Annotated in this window: 1 protein-coding gene; it reads left to right on the top strand. The window is 54.4% G+C overall.

Annotated elements, in window-relative coordinates:
• Positions 1 to 206, top strand: a 206-nt coding sequence (locus tag FJA49_RS18220) for a hypothetical protein (RefSeq protein ID WP_158629411.1), incomplete at both ends; no start/stop codon positions are given.

Raw genomic sequence — 206 nt, 5'->3', positions numbered from 1 at the left:
GCTACTGACCTATGCGGTAATACTGCCGAGCATACTCAAGTGGTTAGTGTGACCGATACTCAGGCTCCTGCGTTCGAAGGAACACTGCCTGCTGCCGAACTGGCTGCGTCTTGCGACAATATCCCGGCTGCGGCTACGCTTACTGCAACCGATGCTTGCGGAACTGCAACCGTAACTTTTGCAGAGACTAGAACTGACGGTGCTTG

It is taken from the genome of Flavobacterium microcysteis (genome assembly GCF_006385255.1).
GTDB classification, from domain to species: Bacteria; Bacteroidota; Bacteroidia; order Flavobacteriales; family Flavobacteriaceae; genus Flavobacterium; species Flavobacterium microcysteis.
The sequence above is the reverse complement of the archived record's forward strand: the minus strand, read 5'-3'. Positions and strand labels throughout refer to the sequence as shown.